The 20,222-nt window shown below is 70.2% G+C and carries 2 protein-coding genes (both only partly in view); both read left to right on the top strand.

Going from position 1 to position 20,222, the window contains the following annotated elements; genetic code table 11:
• A protein-coding gene (locus E1300_RS10935) for a non-ribosomal peptide synthetase (protein ID WP_131756778.1) crosses the window boundary here: on the top strand, positions 1-5,420 show its 3' end. Its footprint begins 7,609 nt before the window's first position; 5,420 of the gene's 13,029 nt are visible here — the last part of the coding sequence; the start codon falls outside the window, past its left edge; the stop codon is at positions 5,418-5,420.
• On the top strand, positions 5,417-20,222 hold the 5' portion of the coding sequence (locus tag E1300_RS10930; RefSeq protein WP_131756777.1) for a non-ribosomal peptide synthetase. Its footprint extends 1,400 nt past the window's final position; the window shows 14,806 of its 16,206 coding nt (coding positions 1-14,806); the start codon lies at positions 5,417-5,419; the stop codon falls past the right edge of the window. Before E1300_RS10935 ends, E1300_RS10930 begins: the two co-directional genes overlap by 4 nt.

The raw sequence follows: 20,222 nt of genomic DNA, 5'->3' as shown, positions 1-20,222 counted from the left end.
ACGAACACGCTCCACTAGCCCTGACCCAACGCGCGAGCGCGGTCCGCGGCGATGCTCCGCTCTTCGCCTCGATTTTCAACTACCGCTACACCAGTCCGGCTGCCGGACGCGCGAAGGAGCTCGGCGCCGGGATGAGGCTGATCTTCAGCCGGGAGCGCAGCAACTACCCGCTCGCGGTCGCGGTCGGTGACCGCGGTGACGGGTTCGACCTGGTGGTCGATGCGGTCGCTCCGGTCGAGGCCGAGTTGGTGTGCGGGTTGCTGCACACCACGATCGGCAACCTGGTCGACACCCTGGAGGCCCTGCTCGACACCAGCGCTGACGTGCCATTGGAGCGGGTCGAGGTGCTGTCGAGGGACGAGCGTGAGCGGGTCCTGTCGGCCGGCACTGGCGAGGTCCTACCCGTCCCGGGTGCGTCGGTGGTGGAGCTGTTCGAGGAGTGGGTGCGGCGGTCGCCGGATGCGGTGGCGGTGGTCTCGCAGGACGAATCCGTCACGTACCCGGAGCTGGACGAACGAGCGAACCGGCTCGCTCGATACCTGGCCGCCCAGGGTGTGGGCCCTGAGTCGGTGGTGGGCGTGGTGATGGAGCGGGGCGTCGAGCTGATCGTGTCGCTGCTGGCGGTATGGAAGGCCGGCGGCGCTCATCTGCCGATCGACCCGGGGCTGCCCGCGGACCGGGTGGCGTTCATGGTGCGGGACGCGGGCGTGACGTGCGCGCTGGCCACGTCCGCCTTGGCCGGGAAGCTCCCTGGAGAGCTGACCGGCGGGCTGACCATCGTCCTGCCATGGGACGTGAACGTGGTCGTGGTCGATGATCCGGCGGTGAGGGGAGCGGTGGGCGAACTCTCGGGCGCGGGAATGGCGGCGGGAGCCTCAGCCGGCGATCTGGCGTACGTCATGTACACCTCCGGATCGACAGGAGTGCCCAAGGGCGTGGGGGTGTCGCATCGGGACGTGGCGGCGCTGGTCTCGGACACCTTCTGGGGGCTGTCGTCCGACTCCCGGGTGCTGTTCCATGCGCCGCACGCGTTCGACGCGTCGGTGTATGAGGTGTGGGGACCGTTGGCGGCGGGGGCGTCGGTGGTTGTGGCACCGGCGCGTGAGGTGGGTGCGGCGTGGCTGCGTGAGCTGGTCGCCGCGTTCGGGTTGACGCATGTGCATGTCACGGCGGGGTTGGGGCGGGTGCTTGCGCAGGAGGATCCGGGGTGCTTTGCGGGTTTGCGCGAGGTGCTGACCGGCGGGGATGTGGTGCCGACCAGCATGGTGTCGCGGATCTTGGAGGCGTGTCCTGGGATCTCGGTGCGGCAGTTGTATGGCCCGACCGAGGTGACCTTGTGCGCGACGCAGTTCCAGACGGCTGGTCCGGTGGTGGATGTGCTGCCGATCGGTCGGGCGTTGGCCAACACGCGGGTGTTCGTGCTGGATGAGGCCCTGAGTGTGGTGCCGCCGGGTGTGGCGGGTGAGTTGTACGTGGCCGGGGCCGGGGTGGCGCGCGGGTATGTGGGGCGCGCGGCGTTGACGGCGGAGCGGTTCGTGGCCGACCCGTTCGAGCCCGGTGAGCGGATGTACCGGACGGGTGATCGCGTCCGCTGGAATGCCGCCGGTGAGCTGGAGTTCGTGGGCCGGGCCGACGACCAGGTCAAGATCCGGGGGTTCCGGATCGAGCCGGGCGAGGTGGAGGCGTGCTTGGCCGGGCATCCCGCGGTCGCCCAGGCCGCTGTGATCGCTCGCGAGGACACCCCCGGCGACAGGCGCCTCATCGCCTACATCGTCCCTTTGGACCACGCGGGTGGTAGTGAGCTGCCCGTGAGCGTGAGGAAGTTCGCCGCTGGGCGCTTACCGGAGTACATGGTGCCGTCGGCGATGGTGGTCCTGGACGCGCTGCCGCTGACCGTGAACGGCAAGCTGGACCACCGCGCCCTTCCGGAGCCGGAGTACCGGGTGACCGTGGGCCGCGCCCCGTCCAACGAATGCGAGGAGTTGCTGTGCCAGGCCTTCGCTGAGGTCCTTGGACTGGACCGCGTCGGGGTGGACGACGACTTCTTCGAGCTGGGCGGCCACTCGTTGCTGGCGACGAGACTGGTCAGCCGGATCCGCAGGATGCTGGGCGTCGAGGTGGGCGTCCGGACGGTGTTCCAGGCACCCACCGTCGCCGCGCTCGCGGCGGGGCTCACCACAGGACCGGAGCGCGGGTCGGCAAGGCCCGCACTCGTCAGACGCGAACGTCCCGAGCGGCTGCCTCTGTCGTTCGCCCAGCGTCGGTTATGGTTCCTGACCCAACTGGAAGGCCCTGGCGCGACCTACAACATCCCGGTCACCTTGCGGCTGACCGGAAAGGTGAACAGGGAAGCGCTGGCTCAGGCGTTCAACGACGTCATCGCCAGGCATGAAGTGCTGCGGACGGTCTATCCGGCACTCGACGGCGAGCCCTATCAGCACATCCTCAAGATGGACGAGCTGGACTGGGAGCTCCAAGTTCTGGACGTCTCCGATGGCGGGCACCTGGTCGCGGAGGCGATCGCCGCAGCGGCGTCCTATGCGTTCGACCTTTCCGGCGAGCTGCCGGTTCGCGCGTGGTTGCTCGCGGCGGGGCCGGACGAACAGGTGCTGGTGCTGGTGGTGCACCACATCGCCGGTGACGGCTGGTCGATGGGGCCGCTGGCGCGGGATCTGTCCGAGGCGTATGCCGCGCGATGTGAGGACCGGGCGCCGGCCTGGGCGGAGCTGCCGGTCCAGTACGCCGACTACGCACTATGGCAGCGCGAACTGCTCGGCGACGAGAACGACCCCGACAGCGCGCTCTCCCAGCAACTCGGCTACTGGCGGCAGGCCCTCGCCGGGATACCGGAGGAGCTGACACTGCCGGCGGATCGGCCGCGCCCGGCGGTGGCCAGCCATCGCGGCCATGGCACCAAGCTGAACCTGTCGGCGGATCTGCACGCTGAACTGCTGAGTCTCGCCAGAAGTGAAGGCGTGACGTTGTACATGGTGTTGCAGGCCTCCCTCGCGACGCTGTTGTACCGCCTGGGCGCGGGCACGGACATCCCGATCGGGTCGGGAACGGCGGGCCGTGCCGATGAGGCGCTGGACGATCTGGTCGGCTCTTTCGTCAACACGCGGGTGCTGCGTACGGACCTATCGGGTGATCCGTCGTTCAGCGAGCTGCTGGGGCGGGTCCGGGAGACGAGCCTGGATGCCTACCAGCATCAGGACGTGCCGTTCGAGCGGCTGGTGGAGGAGCTCGACCCGCATCGCAGCCTGGCCCGCCACCCCCTCTTCCAGGTGATGCTCCGCTTGCAGAACACGGCGCGCGGCATCGTGAGCATGGCGGACGTGGACGTTGAGGGATTGTCGTCCAGGGCGTCACGGGAACTGGACACGGCGGAATTCGACCTCGACGCGGAGATCAGGGAGTTCTTCGATTCCGCGGGAACTCCGTCCGGCATTCGCGGCGCGGTGACCGGGGCGGCGGACCTCTTCGACGCGCCGACAGTCGAGCAGATCACGGCGCGCTGGGTCAGGGTGCTGGAGCAGGTCGTCCAGGAGCCGGACACCCGTCTGAGCCGGATCGAGGTGCTGGCGGCGGGTGAGCGCGAGCAGGTGCTGGCCGCTGGGGTCGGCGAGGCCGTGCCCGTGCCGGACGTGTCGGTGGTGGAGCTGTTTGAGGAGTGGGTGCGGCGGTCGCCGGATGCGGTGGCGGTGGTGTCGGCTGGTGAGTCGGTGTCGTATCGGGAGTTGGACAGGCGGGCGAATCGGCTGGCTCAGTTCCTGGTGGCGCAGGGTGTGGGTGCTGAGTCGGTGGTGGCTTTGTGTTTGCCGCGTGGGGTGGATTTGGTGGTGGCGTTGTTGGCGGTGTGGAAGGCCGGTGGTGCGTATTTGCCGGTTGATCCGGCGTTGCCGGCGAGCCGGGTGGCGTTCATGCTGGCCGACGCCGGTGCGGTGCTGGTGTTGGGGACGCAGGAAGTGGTCGAGGATCTGCCCGCAGGTCGCGTCCGGACGGTCGTCCTGGACGACCCAGCCGTCATGACGACGGTCGACGCCCTTACCGATGAGCCTGTCAGTCGGCCAGGGTCCCAGGACGCTTTGGCGTATGTGATTTATACGTCGGGGTCGACGGGGCGTGCGAAGGGTGTGGGGGTGACCCATGCGGGTGCGGTGAACCTGGTCCGGGCCCAGATGGAGCGCTTCCGCGTCGAACCCGGAGCTCGTGTGTTGCAGTTCGCGTCGATCGGTTTTGATGCGGCGACGTCGGAGTGGTTGATGGCGTTGTGTGCGGGGGCGGGTCTGGTGGTGGCTCCGGCGGCCGAGCTGGTGCCGGGTGCGGGCCTGGCCGAGGTGGTCGAGCGGCATGGGGTGTCGCATGTGACGTTGCCGCCGGCGGTGCTGTCGGTCCTGGACGTGGCGGATCTGGCGTCGGTGCGGACGTTGGTGTCGGCGGGTGAGGCGATGGGGCCGGGGCTGGTGCAGCGGTGGGCTGCGGGGCGGCGGTTGATCAATGCGTATGGTCCGACGGAGACCACGGTGTGCGCGACGATGAGCCTGCCGTTGATGCCGGGGGAACAGGCGCCGATCGGCGCTCCGATCGCCAACACCCGCGTCTACGTTCTGGACGGGGAACTGGGGATAGTTCCGCCGGGGGTGACCGGTGAGTTGTATGTGTCGGGCGTCCAGGTGGCGCGCGGGTATGTGGGCCGGGCGGGGCTGACGGCGGAGCGGTTTGTGGCCTCCCCGTTCGAGCCGGGTGAGCGGATGTACCGAACCGGAGACCGGGTCCGGTGGAGTTCCGGTGGTGAGTTGGAGTTCGTCGGCCGGGCCGACGACCAGGTGAAGATCCGCGGGTTCCGGATCGAGCCGGGCGAGGTCGAGGCGGTTCTGTCCGGGCATCCCGCCATCGCTCAAGCGGCGGTGATCGTTCGTGAGGACACCTCCGGTGACCAGCGCCTGATCGCCTACATCGTTTCCGCCGACCGTGCAGCAGAGGACTTGGCGGGCCTTGCCAGGAAGGTCTGTGCGGATCGGTTGCCGGAGTACATGGTCCCCTCGGCGGTGGTGGTGCTGGACGCGCTGCCGCTCACCACCAACGGCAAGCTGGACCGCCGCACCCTCCCCGCTCCGGAGTACCGGAGGAAGGAGGGGCGGCCACCGTCCAACGAACGCGAGCGGCTGTTGTGTCAAGTCTTCGCGGAGGTCCTGAAGCTGGACCACGTCGGAGTGGATGACGACTTCTTCGAGCTGGGCGGCCATTCGTTGCTGGCGACCCGGCTGGTGAGCCGGATCCGTACGGTGCTGGGCGCCGAATTGGAGATCCGGGCAGTGTTCCAGACTCCCACGGTGGCGGAGCTGGCACGGCAGGTCGGTGATCGGAAGTCGACCCGGCCTGCGTTGCGGCCGATGCGTGAGCAGGAGGAGTCCCGATGATCCCGTTGTCGTTCGCGCAGCGACGGCTGTGGTTCCTGGCCCAGCTCGAAGGACCCGACGCCACCCAGAACATCTCGACGGCGATGAAGCTGTCCGGGCCGCTGGATCTGGACGCGCTGGCCCGGGCGTTCCGGGACGTCATCGCCAGGCACGAGATCCTGCGGACGGTGTACCCGGCGCTGGACGGTGAGCCGTACCAGCGCGTATTGAACATGGACGAGCTGGATTGGTCCCTCCAGATCGTGGACGCGACGAGCGGCGGTTCGTTGACGTCGCAGATGGCCGATGCGGTGTCGTACGCGTTCGATCTGTCGGTGGAGGTGCCGATCCGGGCACAAGTACTGGTGCTGGGGCCGGGGGAGCATGTCCTGGTGCTGGTGGTGCATCACATCGCCGGTGACGGCTGGTCGATGGGCCCCTTGGCGCGGGATCTCTCGCGGGCGTACGCGGCCCGGAGCGAAGGGCGGGCGCCGGGGTGGGCGGCTCTGCCGGTGCAGTACGCCGACTACGCGTTATGGCAGCGCGAACTGCTCGGCGACGAGGACGACCCGGACAGTGTGTTGTCCCGCCAGGTCGGGTACTGGCGGGAGGCCTTGGCCGGGATACCAGAGGAGCTGGTGCTGCCGGTCGATCGGCCGCGTCCGGCGATGGGCGGTCGGCGCGGGCATAGCGTCGACTTCCGCGTCCGGGCGGATTTGCACGCTCGACTACTGGAACTCGCCAAGGCCGAAGGCGCCACACTCTTCATGGTGGTGCAGGCGTCGCTGGCGATGCTGCTGTCGCGGCTGGGGGCGGGCACCGACATCCCGATCGGTTCGGCGATCGCGGGCCGTACCGATGAGGCGCTGGACGATCTGGTCGGCTTCTTCGTCAACACCCTCGTCCTTCGCACCGACTTATCGGGCGACCCGACTTTCGCCGAGCTGCTGGAGCGCGTCCGGGAAGCAAGCCTGGACGCCTACCAGCACCAAGACGTCCCGTTCGAGCGGCTCGTGGAGGAGCTGGACCCGCACCGCAGCCTCGCTCGGCACCCCCTCTTCCAGGTGATGCTCAGGCTCGGGAACACCTCGCGGGCAGTGGTCGAGCTGGCGGGCATCGAGGCACAGGACATGTCGGCCCGCCGATGGGCGGGTGACCTGGCGGCCAAGTTCGACCTCGATCTGGGCATGACGGAGTCTTCCGATACCGACGGTGTCCCGGCGGGCCTGCGGGGCGTGCTGACGGGTGCGGCGGATCTGTTCGAGGTCGGGACGGTGGAGCGGATCGCGGCGCGGCTGGTCCGGGTGTTGGAGCAGGTGGCCGGGGAGCCGAAGGTCCGTCTGAGTGCTGTCGAGGTGCTGACGGACGACGAGCGTGAGCGGGTGTTGGCGGCCGGGGAGGGCGCCGTGTTGCCGGTCCCGGGTGCGTCGGTGGTGGAGCTGTTTGAGGAGCAGGTGCGGCGGTCGCCGGATGCGGTGGCGGTGGTCTCGCAGGACGAGTCCGTCTCGTATCGGCAGTTGGACGAGCGGGCGACCCGGCTGGCGCGCCACCTGGCAGCACAGGGTGTGGGCACGGACTCCGTCGTGGGTGTGGTGATGGAGCGGAGTGTCGAGCTGATCGTGTCGCTGCTGGCGGTATGGAAGGCGGGGGGCGCGTACCTGCCGGTCGATTCGGCGCTGCCGGCGGAGCGCGTGGCGTTCATGCTCCGGGACGCGGGGGTGCGGTGTGGGCTGACCTCGGCGGAGTCGCTCAGGGAGCTGACTGAGGATGTGCGAGGGGCGGTGCCGTGGGTGGTTGTAGACGACCCGGCGGTGATGGCCCAGGTCGAGAGTCTCCCGACGGAGCCCTTGGACGTGAAGGCTCCGGGCGGTGGCCTGGCGTATGTCATGTACACCTCCGGATCGACAGGAGTGCCTAAGGGCGTGGGGGTGTCGCATCGGGATGTGGCGGCGCTGGTCTCGGACACTTTCTGGGGGCTGTCGACCGACTCCCGGGTGCTGTTCCATGCGCCGCACGCCTTCGATGCGTCGGTGTTCGAGGTGTGGGGTCCGCTGGCCGTAGGGGCTCGCGTGGTCGTGGCTGACGTCCGGAAGGTGGATGCGGCGTGGCTGCGAGAGCTGATCACCGAGTTCGCGTTGACGCATGTGCATGTCACGGCGGGCTTGGGGCGGGTGCTGGCGCAGGAGGATCCGGGGTGCTTCTCGGGTCTGCGGGAGGTGCTGACCGGCGGAGATGTGGTGCCGACCAGCATGGTGTCGCGGATCTTGGAGGCGTGTCCGGGGGTGTTGGTCCGGCAGTTGTATGGGCCGACCGAGGTGACGTTGTGTGCGACGCAGTTCCACACAACGGGTCCGGTGGCGGGTGTGCTGCCGATCGGTCGGGCAGTGGCCAACACGCGGGTGTTCGTGCTGGACGAGACCCTGAGTCTGGTGCCGCCGGGAGTGGCGGGCGAGCTGTATGTGGCTGGGGCAGGGGTGGCGCGCGGGTATGTGGAGCGCGCCGGTTTGACGGCGGAGCGGTTCGTGGCCGACCCGTTCGAGCCCGGTGAGCGGATGTATCGGACGGGTGATCGCGTCCGCTGGAATGCCGCCGGTGAGTTGGAGTTCGTGGGCCGGGTGGACGACCAGGTCAAGATTCGGGGTTTCCGGATCGAGCCGGCCGAGGTGGAGGCGGTCTTGGCCGGGCACCCCGCGGTCGCCCAGGCCGCGGTGATCGCCCGCGAGGACATCCCAGGCGATCAGCGCCTGGTCGCCTACGTCGTTCCCTCGGACGGCACTACCGGCCAGGATCGCGAGCACTTGGCGTCCTCGGTAGAAGAGCTGGCCGGGGACAAGCTGCCCGCCTACATGGTTCCGTCCGCGGTAGTGGTGTTGGACGCGCTGCCGCTGACCGTGAACGGCAAGCTAGACCGCCGCGCGCTCCCGGCGCCGGAGTACCGGGTGACCGCGGGCCGTGCCCCGTCCAATGCGCGCGAGGAACTGCTGTGCCAGGTGTTCGCCGACGTCCTGGGTCTGGACCGGGTGGGCGTAGACGACGACTTCTTCGCTCTGGGCGGTCACTCGTTGCTGGCGACGAGGCTGGTCAGCCGGATCCGCAAGGTCCTGGGCGCCGAGGTGGAGATCCGGACGGTCTTCCAGGCACCCACCGTGGCCGGGCTCGCGGCGGGTCTTGTCACGAACTCGGAGGGAGCGGCGGCGCGCCCGGTCCTCGCGGTGCGGGAGCGATCCGAACGGCCGCCGTTGTCGTTCGCGCAGCGGCGGTTGTGGTTCCTGGCCCAGTTGGAAGGCCCGAGCACCACCTACAACATCCCGGTCGCGCTGCGACTGACCGGCGCCCTGGACCGCGAGGCGCTGGCCCACGCCCTTCGTGACGTGATCGCCAGGCACGAGGTGCTCCGCACGGTGTATCCGGCCGTGGACGGTGAGCCGTACCAGCGGGTCCTGGGCATGGACGAGCTGGACTGGCGCCTGGAGGTCACGGAGGCGTGGGACCCTGGCACCTCACTGCCGGCGCTCGTCGCGGACAGCGTCTCTTGTGCGTTCGATCTGTCGGCTGAGGTGCCGGTCCGGGCACGGCTGCTGGTGCTGGGGCCGGATGAGCACGTGCTGGTACTGGTGGTGCATCACATCGCCGGTGATGGCTGGTCGATGGGGCCTTTGGCGCGGGACGTGTCCGAGGCCTATTCGGCACGCTGCCACGACCGGACCCCGGGGTGGGCGGCTCTGCCGGTGCAGTACGCCGACTACGCGTTATGGCAGAGCGAACTGCTCGGCGATGAGAACGACCCCGACAGCGTCCTGTCCCGGCAGGTCGGGTACTGGCGAAAAGCGCTGACGGAGATACCCGAGGAGCTGGCCCTACCGGTGGACCGACCGCGCCCGGCGGCGGCCAGTCACCGAGGCCACAGCATCGACCTTCGAGTTCCGGCGGACGTCCACGCCCGGTTGGTGAAACTGGCCCGGGCCGAGGGCGTGACGCTGTTCATGGTGCTGCAAGCCTCCCTAGCGGCCCTTCTCTCGCGTTTGGGAGCAGGCGCCGACATCCCGATCGGTTCGACGATCGCAGGCCGTACCGATGAGGCGCTGGACGATCTGGTCGGCTTCTTCGTCAACACCCTCGTCCTTCGCACCGACTTATCGGGCGACCCGACTTTCGCCGAATTGCTGGAGCGCGTCCGGGAAACGAGTCTGGACGCCTACCAGAATCAGGATGTGCCGTTCGAGCGGCTGGTGGAGGAGCTCGACCCGCACCGCAGCCTCGCCCGCCACCCCCTCTTCCAAGTGATGCTCAACCTCCAGAACAACGTGCGCGAAGGGCTGAACCTGGAGGCGGTCGAGGCTGGCGGGCTGTCGGCGGATGCCGCTGTCCCGCTCTCGGCCGGACTGTCGGCGGCGAAGTTCGACCTCGATCTGGCGATGGAGGAGCGCTTCGATCACCAGGGCGTCCCGGCGGGCCTGCGGGGCGTGCTGACGGGTGCGGCGGATCTGTTCGAGGTCGGCACGGTGGAGCGGATCGCGGCGCGGCTGGTCCGGGTGTTGGAGCAGGTGGCCGGGGAGCCGAAGGTCCGTCTGAGTGCTGTCGAGGTGCTGACGGACGACGAGCGTGAGCGGGTGTTGGCGGCCGGGGAGGGCGCCGTGTTGCCCGTTCCGGGTGCGTCGGTGGTGGAGCTGTTTGAGGAGCAGGTGCGGCGGTCGCCGGATGCGGTGGCGGTGGTCTCGCAGGACGAGTCCGTCTCGTATCGGCAGTTGGACGAGCGGGCGACCCGGCTGGCGCGCCACTTGGCAGCACAGGGTGTGGGTGCGGAGTCGGTTGTTGGTGTGTGCCTGCCGCGCGGTGTGGAGTTGATCGTGGCGTTGCTGGCGGTGTGGAAGGCCGGTGGCGCCTACCTTCCGATCGATTCGGCGCTGCCGGCGGAGCGCGTGGCGTTCATGCTCCGGGACGCGGGTGTGCGATGCGGCCTGACCACGGCGGAGTCGCTCACGGAGCTGGCCGAGGAGGCGCGTGGGACGGTCCCGTGGGTGGTAGCAGACGACCCGGCGGTGATGGCCCAGGTCGGAGGTCTCCCGGCAGAACCTCTGGACGTGATGGCGCCGGGCGGTGGTCTGGCGTATGTCATGTACACCTCGGGGTCGACAGGAGTGCCCAAGGGCGTGGGGGTGTCGCATCGGGATGTGGCGGCGCTGGTCTCGGACACCTTCTGGGGCCTGTCGTCCGACTCGCGGGTGCTGTTCCACGCTCCGCACGCTTTTGATGCGTCGGTGTATGAGGTGTGGGGTCCGCTGGCGGCGGGGGCGTCGGTGGTCGTGGCGCCGGCGCGTGAGGTGGATGCGGCGTGGCTGCGTGAGCTGATCGCCGCGTTCGGGTTGACGCACGTGCATGTCACGGCGGGGCTGGGGCGGGTGCTGGCCCAAGAGGATCCGGGCTGCTTCGCGGGCTTGCGGGAGGTGCTGACCGGCGGAGATGTGGTGCCGGCGGGCATGGTGGCGCGGATTTTGGCAGCCTGCCCTGGGATCTCGTTGCGGCAGTTGTATGGCCCGACCGAGGTGACGTTGTGCGCGACGCAGTTCCGCACAACGGGTCCGGTGGCGGATGTGCTGCCGATCGGCCGGGCGGTCGCCAACACGCGGGTGTTCGTGCTGGACGAGACCTTCAGTCTGGTGCCGCCGGGTGTGGCAGGCGAACTGTATGTGGCTGGTGCCGGGGTGGCGCGCGGCTATGTGGGGCGCGCCGGTCTGACGGCCGAGCGGTTCGTGGCCGATCCCTTCCAGCCCGGCGAGCGGATGTACCGGACCGGAGACCGCGTCCGCTGGAACGCCACCGGTGAGCTGGAGTTCGTGGGCCGGGTGGACGACCAGGTCAAGATCCGGGGGTTCCGGATCGAGCCGGCCGAGGTGGAGGCGGTCTTGGCCGGGCATCCCGCGGTCGCCCAGGCCGCGGTGGTGGCTCGCGAGGACACCCCCGGCGACCAGCGCCTGGTCGCCTACGTCGTCTCCGTAGAAGGCGCCACCGATCAAGGCCGTGGGCACTTGGCGTCCTCGGTACAGAAGCTGGCCGGGGACAAGCTGCCCGCCTACATGGTGCCGTCCGCGGTCGTGGTCCTGGACGCCCTCCCGCTCACCGCCAACGGCAAGTTGGACCGCCGTGCGCTACCCGCACCGGACTACCAGGTGCAACAGGGCCGCGAGCCTTCCAATGAACGCGAAGAGCTGCTGTGCCAGGTGTTCGCCGACGTCCTGGGTCTGGATCGGCTGGGCGTGGACGACGACTTCTTCGCCCTGGGCGGTCATTCGTTGCTGGCGACGAGGCTGGTCAGCCGGATCCGCAAGGTGCTGGGCGCCGAGGTGGAGATCCGGACGGTCTTCCAGACACCCACCGTGGCCGGGCTCGCGGCGAGTCTGGCGGCTGGGCCAGAGGACGCGGAAACGCGACCGGCCTTGGTGGTGCAGGCGCGTCCCGCACGGGTGCCGTTGTCGTTCGCGCAGCGCCGGTTATGGTTCCTGAGCCAGATCGAAGGCCCGGGCGCCGCGCGCAACCTCTCGACGACCATGAGGCTGTCCGGGCCGCTGGACCGGGACGCGCTGGTCCAGGCGTTCAGCGACGTCGCTGCCCGGCACGAGGTGCTGCGGACCCTGTGTCCGGCCGTGGACGGTGAGCCGTATCAGTGGGTCCTCCCGGCTGACGAGCCGGGCTGGAGCCTTCAGATTACGGACCTTCAGGACGACGGGCCGGTCTCGCCGGAGCGGGTGGCCGAGCGGATCGCCGAGACCGTGTCGTACACGTTCGATCTCACGACAGAGGTACCGGTCCGCGCGTCGTTGCTGGTGGTGGCGCCGGACGAGCACGTCCTCGTGCTGGTGGTGCACCACATCGCCGCTGACGGCTGGTCGATGGGACCGCTGGCGCGGGACGTCTCCGAGGCTTATGCCGCGCGGTGCGAGCGCCGGGCGCCGGTGTGGGCGGAGCTGCCGGTGCAGTACGCCGACTACGCGCTGTGGCAGCGCGAACTGCTCGGCGACGAGGATGACCCCGACAGCGTCCTGTCCCGGCAGCTCGCGTACTGGCGGGAGGCCCTCGCCGGTATCCCCGAGGAGCTCGCGTTGCCAGCGGACCGGCCGCGGCCGGCGGTGGCCGGTCACCAGGGGCACAGCACCGACCTGGCGGTCCCGGCGAGACTGCACGCCCGGCTGAGGAGGCTCGCCCAGGCCGAGGGCGTGACGCTGTTCATGGTGATGCAGGCGTCGCTGACGACGCTGCTGTCCCGGCTGGGCGCGGGCACGGACATCCCGATCGGCTCGGGAACCGCGGGCCGTACCGATGAGGCGCTGGACGAGCTCGTCGGCTGCTTCGTCAACACGCGGGTGCTGCGTACCGACCTGTCGGGCGATCCGTCGTTCAGTGAGCTGCTGAAGCGGATTCGGGAGACGAGCCTGGACGCCTACCAGCACCAGGACGTCCCGTTCGAGCGGCTGGTGGAGGAGCTCGACCCGCACCGCAGCCTCGCCCGCCACCCCCTCTTCCAAGTGCTGCTCACTCTGCAGAACAACGTACGGGGCACTGTGGACCTGCCCGGCGTCCAGGCCGTGGGCATGGGTTCGCGGACGGCGACGGTGACGTCCGATCTCGATCTGGGGCTGGAGGAGCGCTTCGATCCGGCGGGTGCACCCGCCGGAATGGGGGGCGTGCTGACCGGTGCGGTGGACCTGTTCGACAAGCCGACGGTCGAGCGGATCGCGGCGCGGTTGATGCTCGTCCTGGAGCAGGTCGTCGAGGAGCCGGGTACTCGTCTGAGCCGGATCGAGGTGCTGGCGGCGGGTGAGCGTGAGCGGGTGCTCGCCGCCGGGGTCGGCGAGGCCGTGCCCGTGCCGGACGTCTCGGCGGTGGGGCTGTTCGAGGAGTGGGTGCGGTGGTCGCCGGATGCGGTGGCGGTGGTGTCGCAGGAGGAGTCCGTCTCGTACCGGGAGCTGGATGCGCGGGCGAATCGGTTGGCTCGATTCCTGGTGGCGCAGGGTGTGGGTGCGGAATCGGTGGTGGGGTTGTGCATGCCGCGCGGCGTGGAGCTGATCGTGTCGCTGCTGGCGGTGGGCAAGGCCGGTGGTGCGTATCTGCCGATCGATCCGGCCTTACCGGCGAGCCGGGTGGCGTTCATGCTGGCCGATGCCGGTGCGGTGCTGGTTCTGGGCATGCAGGAGGTGGCCGAGGATCTGCCCGCCGGTCGGGTGCGGATCGTCGCGCTGGACGACCCGGCGGTGTCGGCGCTGGTCGACAGCTTGCCTGATGAACCGCTCAGGCTGCGGACGTCCCGGGACGGGCTGGCGTATGTGATCTACACGTCGGGGTCGACGGGGCGTGCGAAGGGCGTGGGGCTGTCGCATGCGGGTGCGGTGAACCTGGCGACCGCTCAGATGGAGCACTTCTGCGTTGAGCCGGACGCGCGGGTGTTGCAGTTCGCCTCGATCGGTTTCGACGCCGCGACCTGGGAGTGGTTGATGGCGTTGTGTGCGGGGGCGGGTCTGGTGGTGGCTCCGGCGACCGAACTGGTGCCGGGTGCGGGATTGGCGGACGTGGTCGAGCGGCATGGCGTGTCGCATGTGACGTTGCCGCCGGCGGTGCTGTCGGTCCTGGACGGCGGGGACTTGGCGTCGGTGCGGACGTTGGTGTCGGCGGGTGAGGCGATGGGTCCGGGGCTGGTGCAGCGGTGGGCTCCGGGACGGCGGCTGGTGAACGCCTACGGGCCGACCGAGACCACGGTGTGCGCGACGATGAGCATGCCGCTGGCACCTGGCGAGCACGCCCACATCGGCGGGCCGATCGCCAACACGCGCGTGTACGTGCTGGACGAGGCCCTGGGTGTGGTGCCGCCGGGAGTGGCAGGGGAGCTGTATGTGTCGGGTGCCCAGCTCGCGCGCGGGTACATGGGCCGGGCTGCGCTGACGGCGGAGCGTTTCGTGGCCGACCCCTTCCGGTCGGGCGAGCGGATGTACCGGACCGGAGACCGCGTCCGCTGGAACGCCGCCGGTGAGCTGGAGTTCGTCGGCCGGGTGGACGACCAGGTGAAGATCCGCGGATTCCGGATCGAGCCGGGCGAGGTGCAGGCGGTCCTGTCCGAGCACCCCGCCATCGCCCAAGCGGCGGTGATCGCCCGCGAGGACACCCCGGGTGAGCCCCGTCTGGTCGCCTACATCGTCCCCGGCGACGGCGCAGCGGAGCGGGAGAACGAGGACCTCGCGCACCTCGCTGCGAAGCTCTGCGCCGACAAGCTGCCGGAGTACATGGTGCCGTCGGCGGTGGTGGTGCTGGAGGCCCTGCCTCTCACGGTGAGGGGGAAGCTGGACCGCCGCGCGCTCCCGGCGCCGGAGTACCGCACGAGGCGAGGGCGGGGCCCGGGCGACGCGCGGGAAGAGCTGCTGTGCCAGGTGTTCGCCGACGTCCTGGGGCTCGATCGAGTGGGTGTGGACGACGACTTCTTCGAGCTGGGCGGGCATTCCCTGCTGGCTACGCGGCTGGTGAGCCGGATCCGTAGCGCGCTGGGGGCGGAGGTGGCGATCCGGACGGTGTTCCAGAGCCCCACCGTGGCCGGACTCGCGGTGGCGATCGTGTCGGAGCACGCTCCTGCGGTGGCCGGACGGTCGGCACTGGTGGCACGGGAGCGTCCCGAGCGGGTGCCGTTGTCGTTCGCGCAGCGCCGCCTGTGGTTCCTGGCGCAGTTGGAGGGGCCGAGCGCGACGTACAACAGCCCGGTGGTGCTGCGGCTGACCGGCGACCTCGACCGGGACGCGCTGGCCGCGGGCCTGCGGGACGTGCTGGAACGCCATGAGGTGCTGCGGACGGTGTATCCGGCGCTGGACGGTGAGCCGTACCAGCGGGTCCTGGGGATGGACGAGCTGGACTGGTCCCTGCGGATCGTGGACCTGGCCAGTGACGGACGGGAAGGGCGATCCGGCGACCGGCCGATCGACCTGACGGTGGTGGCCGAGGCATCCGGTGGTGATGATCGGTCTGCGCACCGGCCGCCGACGGTGGTGCCGGTCCAGGTGGCCGAGCAGGTCGCCGCGGCGGTGTCGTACAGGTTCGATCTGTCGGCTGAGGTGCCGGTCCAGGCGTGGCTGCTGGAGTCCGGCCCGGACGAGCACGTGCTGGTGCTGGTGGTGCATCACATCGCCGGTGACGGCTGGTCGATGCGTCCGCTGGCGCGGGACGTCTCGCAGGCGTACGCGGCGCGGTGCGAGGGCCGCGCGCCGGGGTGGGGGGACCTGCCGGTGCAGTACGCCGACTACGCGATGTGGCAGCGCGAGCTGCTCGGCGACGAGAACGACCCCGGTAGCGCGCTGTCCCGGCAGATCGGCTACTGGCGGCAGGCGCTGGCCGGGATACCAGAGGAGCTCGCGCTGCCGGCGGACCGATCGCGCCCGGCCGTGGCCGGCCATCGCGGCCACAACGTCCGGCTGGAGATCCCGGCACCCTTGCACGCCCGGTTGACGGAGTTGGCGCGGGCCGAGGGCGTGACGCTGTTCATGGTGGTGCAGGCCTCCCTCGCGGCGCTGCTGTCCCGGCTGGGTGCGGGGTCGGACATCCCGATCGGGGCGGCGATCGCGGGCCGTACCGATGAGGCGCTGGACGATCTGGTCGGCTTCTTCGTCAACACGCTCGTGATGCGCACCGACCTGTCGGGGAATCCGTCGTTCGCCGAGCTGCTGGGGCGGGTCCGAGAGACCAGCCTGGACGCCTACCAGCATCAGGACGTCCCGTTCGAGCGCCTCGTGGAGGAGCTGGACCCGCATCGCAGCCTGGCCCGTCACCCGCTGTTCCAGGTGATGATCACCCTCCAGAACACCGCGCGGGCGGGATTGGACCTGGCGGCGGTCCGGGCAGGCGGGCTGCCGGCCGAAGCGATCGCGCAGTCGTCGGCCGGACTGGCGACGGCGAAGTTCGACCTCGACCTGAGTCTGGCCGAGTCCTTTGAAGCCACGGGTGCGCCCGCGGGACTGCGGGGTGTGCTGACGGGCACCGCCGATCTGTTCGACGCGGGGACGGTCGAGCGGACCGCTGCGCGGTTCGTCCAGGTGCTGGAGCAGGTGGCCCGGGAACCGCGGACGCGCCTGAACGCGGTCGAGGTGCTGTCGCCGGGCGAGCGGGAGCGGCTGCTGTTCGCCGGCGAGGGCGCCGTATTGCCGGTCCCGGGTGCGTCGGTGGTGGAGCTGTTCGAGGAGCGGGTGCGGCGGTCGCCGGATGCGGTGGCGGTGGTGTCGGATCAGCAGGAAGTGACCTACGGGGAGCTGGACGGGCGGGCGACCCGGCTCGCTCGGTATCTGATCGCCCAGGGTGTGGGCGTCGAGTCGGTTGTTGGTGTGTGCCTGCCGCGCGGCGTGGAGTTGATCGTGTCGCTGCTGGCGGTGTGGAAGGCGGGTGGCGCGTACCTGCCGATCGATTCGGCGCTGCCGGCGGAGCGCGTGACGTTCATGCTCCGGGACGCGGGTGTGCGATGCGGGCTGACCTCGGTGAAGTCGCTCACGGAGCTGTCCGAGGAGGCGCGAGGGTCAGTGCCGTGGGTGGCTGTGAACGACCCGGCGGTGACGGCCCAGGTCGGAAGTCTCCCGACGGAGCCCCTGGACGTGATGGCACCGGGCGGTGGTCTGGCGTACGTCATGTACACCTCCGGATCGACAGGGGTGCCCAAGGGCGTCGGTTTGTCGCATCAGGACGTGGCGGCACTGGCCTCCGACGACTTCTGGGGGCTGTCGTCCGACTCCCGGGTGCTGTTCCACGCCCCGCACGCCTTCGACGCGTCGGTATATGAGGTGTGGGGTTCGCTGGCAGCAGGGGCGTCGGTGGTCGTGGCACCCGCGCGTGAGGTGGACGCGGCGTGGCTGCGTGAGCTGATCACCGAGTTCGCGTTGACGCACGTGCATGTCACGGCGGGGTTGGGGCGGGTGCTGGCCCAGGAGGATCCGGAGTGCTTCGCGGGTCTGCGCGAGGTGCTGACCGGCGGAGACGTGGTGCCGGCGGGCATGGTGACGCGGATCTTGGCAGCCTGCCCCGGAATCTCGGTGCGGCAGTTGTATGGCCCGACTGAGGTGACGTTGTGCGCGACGCAGTTCCAGACGGCTGGTCCGGTGGCGGATGTGCTGCCGATCGGCCGGGCGGTCGCCAACACGCGGGTGTTCGTGCTGGACGAGACCCTGAGTCTGGTGCCGCCGGGAGTGGCAGGCGAACTGTATGTGGCCGGGGCCGGGGTGGCGCGTGGGTATGTGGGACGCGCCGGTCTGACGGCGGAGCGGTTCGTCGCCGACCCCTTCCACCCCGGCGAGCGGATGTACCGGACCGGAGACCGCGTCCGCTGGAACGCCGCCGGTGACCTGGAGTTCGTCGGCCGGGTGGACGACCAGGTCAAAATCCGGGGATTCCGGATCGAGCCGGCCGAGGTTGAGGCGGTCTTGGCCGGGCACCCCGCCGTCGCCCAGGCCGCGGTGATCGCCCGCGAGGAAACCCCAGGCGACCAGCGCCTGGTCGCCTACATCGTCCCCGCCGACGGCGCGACGGACCGGGACGGCCACGAGCTGGCGACGTCGGTCCGTGCCGCCGCCGCGGAGCGGCTGCCGGAGTACATGGTGCCGTCGGCAGTGGTGCTGCTGGACGCCCTGCCTCTCACCACCAATGGCAAGCTCGACCGCCGCGTCCTCCCGGCGCCGGAGTACCGTGCGGGGCGGAGCCGCGGCCCGTCCGATGAACGCGAAGAGCTGCTGTGCCAGGTGTTCGCCGACGTCCTGGGTCTGGATCGGGTGGGCGTGGACGACGACTTCTTCGCTCTGGGCGGTCACTCGTTGCTGGCGACAAAACTGGTCAGCCGGATCCGCAAGGTCTTGGGCGCCGAGGTGGAGATCCGGACGGTCTTCCAGGCACCCACCGTGGCCGGGCTCGCGGCGGATCTGGCGGCCGCGGACGAGGGCGCTGGAACACGTCCCGTCCTGGCCGCGCGAGAGCATCCCGAGCGGGTGCCGTTGTCGTTCGCGCAGCGCCGCCTGTGGTTCCTGGCGCAGTTGGAGGGGCCGAGCGCGACCTACAACAGTCCGGTGGTGCTGCGGCTGACCGGCGACCTCGACCGGGATGCGCTGGCCGCGGGGCTGCGGGACGTGCTGGAGCGGCACGAGGTGCTGCGGACGATCTACCCGGCGGTGGACGGCGAGCCGTACCAGCGCGTCCTGAGCATGGACGAGCTCGACTGGGACCTGCGGATCGTGGACGCGCCGGACACCGCATCGATGACCGCGCACATGGCGGACGCGGCATCGTCCGTCTTCGATCTGGCGACGGACCTGCCGATCCGGGCATGGTTGCTGGCACTGGGGCCGGACGAGCACGTCCTGGTGCTGGTGATGCACCACATCGCCGGTGACGGATGGTCGACGAGTCCCCTCGCCCGGGACGTCTCGCAGGCTTATGCGGCACGCTGCCTGGATCGGACCCCGGCGTGGACGCACCTTCCGGTGCAGTACGCCGACTACGCCTTATGGCAGCGGGAACTGCTCGGTGAGGAGAACGACCCGGACAGTGTGCTGTCGCGGCAGATCGCGTACTGGCGCCGGACGCTGGCCGGGATACCCGAAGAACTCGCGTTGCTGGCGGATCGGCCGCGCCCGGCGGTGGCTGGCCACCGCGGCCACGCTGCCGAACTCCAGGTTCCCGCGGGCCTGCACGCCCGGTTGACGGAGTTGGCGCGGGCCGAGGGCGTGACGCTGTTCATGGTGGTGCAGGCGTCTCTGGCGGTCCTGCTGTCGCGGTTGGGCGCGGGGTCGGACATTCCGATCGGGGCGGCGATCGCGGGCCGTACCGATGAGGCGTTGGACGATCTGGTCGGCTTCTTTGTCAACACCCTGGTCCTGCGCACCGACCTGTCGGGCGATCCGTCGTTCGCCGAACTGCTGGGGCGGGTCCGGGAGACGAGCCTGGACGCCTACCAGCACCAGGACGTGCCGTTCGAGCGGCTGGTGGAGGAGCTCGACCCGCATCGCAGCCTGGCCCGCCACCCCCTGTTCCAGGTGATGATCACTCTCCAGAACAACGCGCGGGCCGCGCTGGATCTGGCGGCGGTCGAGATCGGAGGACTCTCGGCGGAAGCGGTCGCCGAGATGTCGGCCGGGCTCTCCGCTGCGCGAGTCGACCTCGACCTGAAGGTGGAGGAGCGCTTCGACTCCATGGGCGCGCCCGCGGGGCTGCGAGGTGCGCTGGCAGGTACGGCGGATCTGTTCGACGAGTCGACGGTGGCCGGGCTGGTCGAGCGTTGGGTGCGGGTGCTGGAGCAGATCGCCGAGCGGCCGCGGACGCCGCTGAGCAGTGTCGAGGTGGTGACGCCGGACGAGCGGGAGCGGGTGCTGACCGCCGGAACCGGCGACGTGGTGCCGGGACCGGGCGTGCCGGTGCTCGAACTGTTCGAGGAGCAGGTCCGGCGGTCGCCGGATGCGGCGGCGGTGGTGTCGGGTGCCGAGAGCGTCACGTATCGGGAGGTGGACGAGCGGGCGAACCGGCTCGCTCGGTATCTGATCGCCCAGGGGGTGGGCGCGGAGTCGGTCGTGGGCCTGTGCCTGCCGCGCGGCGTGGAGATGATCGTGGCGTTGCTGGCGGTGTGGAAGGCCGGCGGCGCGTATGTACCGGTCGACCCGGCATCACCGGCGAACCGGGTGGCGTTCATGCTCGCCGACGCGGGCGCGGTCCTTCTCCTGGGGACGCGGGAGGTCCTGGACGATCTGCCTGCGGGCCGGGTTCGGACGGTGGCCCTGGACGACCCGGCGGTGGCGGTGATGGCGGGCGGCCTCCCGGACGCGCGGATCG

It is taken from the genome of Actinomadura fibrosa (genome assembly GCF_900659615.1).
GTDB lineage: Bacteria > Actinomycetota > Actinomycetes > Streptosporangiales > Streptosporangiaceae > Spirillospora > Spirillospora fibrosa.
The sequence above is the reverse complement of the archived record's forward strand: the minus strand, read 5'-3'. Positions and strand labels throughout refer to the sequence as shown.